This window comes from Chitinophagaceae bacterium (assembly GCA_030053935.1).
In the GTDB taxonomy this organism is placed as follows: Bacteria; Bacteroidota; Bacteroidia; order Cytophagales; family JASGCU01; genus JASGCU01.
Genome location: JASGCU010000101.1, coordinates 1 through 7706, shown reverse-complemented (window position 1 = coordinate 7706; position 7706 = coordinate 1). Strand labels below are relative to the sequence as shown.

General features: G+C 30.8%; 5 protein-coding genes. 1 reads left to right on the top strand and 4 read right to left on the bottom strand.

The window, feature by feature from the left end:
- The 4 genes from porU to QM536_08770 form a co-directional block, all read right to left on the bottom strand.
- Positions 1 to 2380 (bottom strand): type IX secretion system sortase PorU (gene porU / locus QM536_08785; protein ID MDI9357101.1); only part of this gene is annotated, 2380 nt, incomplete at its 3' end.
- A 140-nt stretch (positions 2381 to 2520) separates the two neighbouring features.
- Positions 2521 to 3675, bottom strand: a complete 1155-nt coding sequence (locus QM536_08780) for a DUF1343 domain-containing protein (GenBank protein ID MDI9357100.1) — start codon at positions 3673 to 3675, stop codon at positions 2521 to 2523.
- Positions 3676 to 3681: 6 nt separating this feature from the next.
- Positions 3682 to 4281, bottom strand: a complete 600-nt coding sequence (yihA, locus tag QM536_08775; GenBank protein MDI9357099.1) for a ribosome biogenesis GTP-binding protein YihA/YsxC — start codon at positions 4279 to 4281, stop codon at positions 3682 to 3684.
- Between the two features lie 27 nt (positions 4282 to 4308).
- A complete protein-coding gene (locus tag QM536_08770; protein MDI9357098.1) occupies positions 4309 to 4911 on the bottom strand; it encodes a DUF420 domain-containing protein in 603 nt (200 codons plus the stop codon).
- 644 nt (positions 4912 to 5555) lie between these two features.
- Between QM536_08770 and QM536_08765 the strand changes: the two genes are divergently transcribed.
- The gene (locus tag QM536_08765) at positions 5556 to 7457 is read left to right on the top strand and encodes a hypothetical protein (protein ID MDI9357097.1); all 1902 of its coding nucleotides are present in this window, start codon (positions 5556 to 5558) and stop codon (positions 7455 to 7457) included.
- Positions 7458 to 7706 lie beyond the last annotated feature (249 nt).

Sequence of the window (7706 nt, the reverse complement as noted above, 5' to 3'; positions counted from 1 at the left end):
GGTTCGTTTGATTTTTGATGGAGTTTAATTGAACAGAATATTTGGGGAGATTGAGCTGCATAGAGGGGTCTCCGAGTAGGGTAAAATTTCTATTTATAGGTCCTGATAAACTGCCATTTTTGGTATATTTCATTATATCCCCGAGTCGTAGATATTTATTATTTTCTTTTTTGAAGAGATATTTGACAAACTGCTCATTAAATTTTTCATTTGTATTGCTATAAACGGGTCTTGTGGTGGTAAAAAGAGCAATAGCTCCTCCATTTGGTTTTTTGAGCAGTTCTTCTGCGGCAGATATTACTTGAGGTTGATCATATACTCCAAAATCGCAAGTAGCAGTTATAATAACGGGTAGTTTATAACCACTATTCCATTGAGCAAAGGTTTGTTTGTTGGCGATATCTTCGTCGGTTATTTGATTTGGTGATCCGTGTCCTATATAATTTATGATTAATGCACCATTTGTTCCGATTTCTGCGATTCTGTCTTCTGCTTGTTTGGATTTTTCTGTATACTTATCTATTTTTATTTGTTTAAAAGCATCTAAATATACTTTTTGAATTTGTATTTCAGGATTTTTTTCATCGAGTATATCAAACATTCTTTCTGCTCCGTCTAAGAATATATTCGCATCGCCATCATCCGCTATGAGTACCATTTTATTTTTCCAATCTCCCGTATTAGAAACATTGGAAGTGTATGCAATAATTTTATCCACTACTGTTTTTGCTTCCGATGGATTAATAACAGGAATCCTTCCTATTCCTATTTCTAATGTATGATCGCCATAATTGTCTTCTATCCATTCTCCTTCCTCAGGTTCTAAGAATCCATAATAATCCTCAGAAGAATAGCTGTAGATATTATTGGTAAAATTTCGAGATTCATAAAGCGGAACAAAATTTTTATTGTATGCTTGTGGGTCTTTTTGTTTGTAGTCATAGGTGGCTCCACCAAAGAGAAGCACGTATTTTAATTTTTTTTCTTTATGGTATAAATAATATATATAATCTCTGAGAGCGGTAACATCTTGCATTCCTGATGAAAATTGATTATAAATCTCTTCCACAGTAACCACTTTTACGGTCATATTATCATTTTGTCTCCTAAAATCTGCCAATCTATCCGCTTCTTTTTTAAAGAGAGGATGGGTAATGATAAGAAATTCAGAGGATTCGCCCATTTTTATGTTTTGTGTTGCAATAGATTTTATAAAAGGAGGATATAGAACTGCCTCATTGTGAAAAGCAACGAATTCTCTCACAGTATCTGTTTTGTAAGAGAATACTATGGTATTATTTTCTAAGGTATATTGTTGATTTTTTGGGTTTGTAAATTCGGTAATTTCCCAAATAGTATAAGGAATGTTATTATTTTTTGATATGGTATAGGTGCGAGTATTATTTTGTGCGGATTCTTTATTTCTAAAAAATAAAGAAGAGTCGGATAGCGTGAGAGATTTTTTTCCTTCTAGTGTAATACTTTCTATAAACCAATAATTTTTGAAAGATGTCCCTGTAAACATTAATTCATATTGTACAGATATAGCATCTCGTGTAAATCCATCGTTAGATGATACTCGTATAGTATCTGTATTTACAGATGCTTGTTCCCCATAATCTTCGAATAAAATAGAAGTTAATGACTGTTGATAGATTTGTATTCCGTTTATGGATATATGAAGTTGTGATGGTATCGCAAGAGTTCCTAATGCGGTGGAAACGAGAGTTATATTTTGATTTGGTAAAAAACCTCCTGAGATAGGGTATATTTTTTTTATTCCTTTTCCATACATTCGTTCTCCTACCCAAGTTCTTCCACTTCCTTCCAAGTTTGTTTTTTCTTCTTTTATGACTATAAAATCATCATACGAGTTTGTAATAGGAAAATTTCCCTGCATAGTGAGGTTGAGGGCTAATCTCTTTCCTTTCCTTCCGTCAAAGGTCAAAAAATAAAAGACAGTATCCGAATAATTGTGTTTTTCAAATGTATAACAGTTGCATTGCTTGGAGTATTCATATTTATCAGCAGTATTTCCAAAAAAAAGAATGTAGTCTTCATCATTAAAAATACCATCTTCTTCTCCACTCACAAAGAGAGAATTTTCTCGAAGATCAATGGGGCGGGGAATATTATTTTTTTGGGGTAAAACTCCATTGCCTCCGTTTCCGTATATTTTTATATTCTGAGGGTTTATTGTTTCTATAGGAATTCTTTTTTGAAAAAAAAAGTTTTTATCTAATTTATAAATTCCTTTTTTAACAATTCCTATTTTATACCATCGACCAGAAGAAAGCACAGAATTATCATCGGTTAGTGCCTGCCCAAAAACGAAAGAAACAATAAAAACAAAGTATGCAATAAGCGTGATTCTTTTCATAGATGTATGAGATAAGTTTTATAATATTTTTAAAACTACAATGTATTTTCTTTTTGATTTGAAGAACGTATTCTACAATCACTTCAAAGGGTTCAAAAATTTCATCTATTGATAATTTTCTTATTATCAGTGCCTGATTCTTAACGGTATAAAAGATATTTTTCTCTTATTTTCTTAAATGTTTCTAATCCATCTGCCCAAGTTGCTCTTATGGAATCTTCAGTAAAGCCATGTTGTATCTGTTTTTTTAACCTTTTTGTTCCTGCAAGAGTGGTAAAGTATTTGGTAAAAAAAGAAGCGGTATCGGGACTTTTCTTATAAAATTCTTGAATAATAGAAATATTAATTTTTTGTGTAGGGATACTATTTCTAAAATCTTTTCCGTAGCATACTTGGTTTTTATATTTTGGATTTACTGCCATTTCGGGAAGAGAAACGGGAGTAAAAGTAAATTCTCCGAAAATGGGATTCGTATGTCCTATAACTTCAAAAGGAAAGTAGGTTCCTCTTCCTACACTCATAATAGTTCCTTCAAATAAACAAAGAGTCGGATACCACTCTATAGCATTTTGATTGGTAAGGTTAGGAGAGGGTTTTATGGGTAAAATATAGGTATCACCTCTCTTCCAGTTTTTGAGAGGTATCACTGTTAAATCACATTTCAGAGTATCCGAAAGCCATTTTTCATTGTTTATGAGATTTGCTAATTCACCAATAGTCATACCGTAAACAATGGGTATAGTATGCATTCCTACAAAAGATTTTTCAGAACTTTCTAAAACAGGTCCGTCCACATAATGGGTATGAGGATTAGGACGGTCTAAAACTACACATTTGATATTGTTTTCTGCACACGCTTCCATAACATAATGAAGGGTACTTATGTAGGTATAAAATCGCACTCCTACATCTTGAATATCAAAAACGAGAACATCAATATCTTGCATATCTATTTGACTTGGCTTATAATGTTTGCCATAGAGAGATATGATGGGTAACCCTGTTTTCTCGTCTTTATAAGAATCAATACTTTTTCCTGCTTCTACATTTCCTCTGAATCCATGCTCAGGAGCAAATATTTTAGTAATGATTATCCCTCGTTGCAAAAGAGTATCTACTAAATGCGTTTTCTTGACGAAAGAGGTATTGTTGACTACCACTGCTACTCTCTTTTGAGAACTTATCAATGAAATATATTTATCCATTTGTTCTGCCCCGAGCATACAAACATCTTGAGAACGGGCAAAGATTGCATAATGTATACAAATAAAAAAAAGGAAAGGGAAACGATTCATATCCGTTTAGATTACAATATCTTTATTTATTTTCTCCATAAAAGCAAGAATTTCATCTCTTCCTTTTTTCTCTCTTGCAGAAGTAATAAACATCTGCGGAAGATATTCCCATTGATGAAGTTCTGCTTCAAAGAGCCTCACATTCTTTTGAAAAGCCGTTTTGGATAACTTATCTGTTTTTGTAAAAACAAGTACAAAAGGTATTTGCTTTTTACCTACCCATTGTATAAATTCCAAATCTATTGCTTGAGGAGGGATTCTACTATCTATTAAAACAAAAAGACACGCAAGATTTTTTCTATCTAATAGATATGTCTCATTCATTGTTTTCCATTTTTTTTTATTCACTTTGGAAGTACTTGCCCATCCATAGCCAGGCATATCCATAAGATAAAAAGAACTATTGATGAGAAATAGATTCAAACACTGCGTTTTACCAGGAGTAGAGGATATTTTAGCAAGATGAGAATCTTGCACTAACATGTTTATCAGCGAAGACTTACCTACATTAGATCTTCCTATAAAAGCATATTCGTTTTTATCGGAAAGAGGGCACTGATCTACGGAAGTATAACTGGCTACAAATTCATACTTTGTTATTTTCATAGAAAAAAATGCTTTCAAAATAATACTTTAATAGTGATAATAGGGAGAAAGGAGCAGATACACAACGACTCCTGATATAGAAACATAAAGCCATATCGGATAACTATATTTTACTACATTTCTATGTTTATCCCACTGATGTGTAATGGCATAATAAAAAGAGAACGTTACAAAAGGAATAACGCTAAAGGAAGCAAAAATATGAGAAAGAAGTATGAAAAGGTATACAATACGTAAAAAACCAACACTATCCAATTCTTCCCCCGAAAGATAATAATCATGATTTGCATCACCATATTTCACACTATCAACAGAAGCATGATATAAGACATACGAAACCAAAAAACATACACCCAGAATTATAGAAAATGTCATCGTTTTTCTATGCACTTTTGAATCTTTCATTTCTTTTATAGCATAAATACTCCAAAGAAGAGCGATGCTGGTAATAAAATTAATACATGCGTTAAGAACGGGTAAATAATAAACCCATAAACCCATCACTCGAATATTAATCCAATTATATATGAGAGCTACTATAATAAGCGGAATAATAAGAGAAATCCCTATAATTATACCAACTAAATACCCGTAACGACTAATTTTATCTTTTACTATACTACTTTTCATCTGTAAATATATTAATCTTAAATATTATAAATTTATTTTACTTTTTTGAGCAATACTAAGATAATATCAAAATAGGTATTTATTCCCGATATTTCCTATCAATGCTTACGAAATAAAAGAACACTCGAATTTTGTAAATATCTCTTGCAATAATACATAAACTATATATTTTTTTTATTATAATGTAATTTTTTGAATGATTCTTTTATATTTATTTGTGAAAATTTATTATTTATGAGACCGTTGCGAAACTTTTTAGAAAAATTTACTCATTTCTATCAAAATCAATCATTGTTACGAATATTATATAACTCACATTACGCAAAAGCAAAAATATAATAAAAATTCATTCCTTTAACATTTGATTCCAACCCGAAAACTCAATTTGATAAGTTTATAGATTTGTAAAATTTGATTATCAATATTTTTGTAAAAAGACTTTTCGTACTGGAGTCACAGTTCAAATGTTAAAATAAACTTTTTTATTATTTTTCACAATAGTAATACAAAGAATATATTGTTCTCATTTTATATCTTTTTTTTCTCAATTTCTACGGTTCTATGTTTTTTATATTTTTTATTGCATTTTGTGTTTTTATTATTTTCTATGAGAGTTATTTGAATTATCAACTATAACAAAAAAAATGAAAACAAAAAATAAGAGTCACTACCTTAAACAACAAAAGCAAGAAATACAAACACAAACACAATCGATTTCTAAAACATACCCTCTCAAAATTCTATCTCATCATTATACTATAATTATAGGGGTTGGTTTTTTGCTCTATATGCAAACACTTTGGTTTGATTTTACAGGTTTGGACGATAGGGGGACTTTGGTTGATAATCAAAAGTATTTTCAAGATGTGTGGAATATATTCAGGGCGTTCATAGAATCGTATGGAGATAGTTTTTATAGACCGCTTTTATTTGGTTCTTTAGTTTTTGATTTTCAGTTTTCGGGAACTTCTCCATTTTTTTATCATTTCACGAATATTATACACCATATAATAGTTTGTTGTTTGGTATATACATTATTTCTTTTGTTTCGGTATGAAAAAAAACTTTGCTTCTTATTATCTCTTGTATTTGCTGTTCACCCACTTTTTTCTTCAGCGGTTGGTTGGATTTACGGAAGGAATGATACTTTATTAGCTATCCATGGACTTTTAAGTATCATTTTTTTTATCAAATATAACGAAACACGGAGATATGTATTTCTTGTCCTTCATTTTGTTTTTTGGTGTGTTGCATTATATACAAAAGAAACAGCTGTTTGCGTTTCTGTTCTTTGTTTGGTTTATTTTTTTATGTTTACTTCAGATGAAAAAACAAAACTTTTTCCAAATGTATTAGTACTATTTGTGGGATGGGTAATTATAGGTGTTTTTTGGGTGTATATTCGTAGTGTAGCATTGGAAAACAATGTACTACAAGGGCTTGGTAAGTTTACAAAATTAGAAATGGTAACAAAGATAGAATCTGTCAAAAGTTCTTTTCCTTTTATTTTAGAATCTTTTTCTAAATTGTTCCTTCCCATCCGATTGTCTGTCTACCCTTCATTTAGCAAACTTCATACTCTCTTCGGTTCGTTTTTATATATCCTTATTGGGTATATTTTCTTTTTTTATAATAATAAAAAGAATACTGCAATGCTCTCTTTTGGAATAGTATGGTGGTTCCTTTTTTTAATACCCCCCGTGTTGATTTCTTTTGGAAATGAAAAATATGACTATTTGGAACATAGAATTTATTTCCCTGCTGTGGGTATGTTTATTTGCATTGCAGAAGTGCTTAAATCGTACTCTCTTTTGCGAATACAAATTTTTATTTTTGTTATAGGAGGTATATTTGTAGTACAGAACTTTCAACACACAAAAAACTTCAAAAATAGTATTAACTTTTGGGAGAATGCCTTGTCCAGCTCTCCTCAAAAGATAGAGCCACATAGGATATGGGCAGAATACTACCGTGATAATAAAAAATATGGGAAGGCATTGGAGCATGTTAATACCATTATAAAAATTGATCCCATCAATCTCTTTGCTATGGATTATCTTTCTCTCTATTATTTTAAAACAAAACAATACGAGAGAAGTAAATACTATATTGTGCAGCTTATGAAATATCAAACCCAAGAAGATGCAAATACATATTCTAACTATGCGTATATTATGGAAGCAGAAAATAAAATTGATTCGGCACAGATATACTTTCAAAAATCTCTTGCTCTCAATCCAAAACAATGGAAAGTAATCCGTAAGATGGCCTATAATTTTTTTCAAAGACAAGCGTATGATTCTGCAGAAATGTATTATCAAAAAGTGATTCTATTAGAACCGAATGCATTAGAAAGTTTTGCAAAATTGGGAGATATTGCCTTACTCAAAAAAGACCTCGTAGCAGCAGAAAGATATTGGACTCACATAATAGAGCAAGCACCCAATACCTCAGAAATATATAAAAAACTGCTCTTACTCTATACTTCTCAAAACAAAACCAACGAAATAAAAAACCTAATAGAAAGAGCAAAAAACATAAAGTGAGTTCTACAAATTGATTTTTTATTAGAAAAAAATAAAAAGGAGAGTGTTCTAAAAGCCAATTTTGAGACATGTGTGATTATCAATAAGTTTAGAATTCAATGTTTGTGTAAAAAACTTTTTGGACACTTTCCTAGTGTTTTTTTCAATTCTTCATGATTTTTCTACTTTCAAAACCTCTCTTTTTTCTCTATACACAACCAAAATATAATTCTTTTTGGGACTGTTTTTACATTTACGCTTTTACCCATT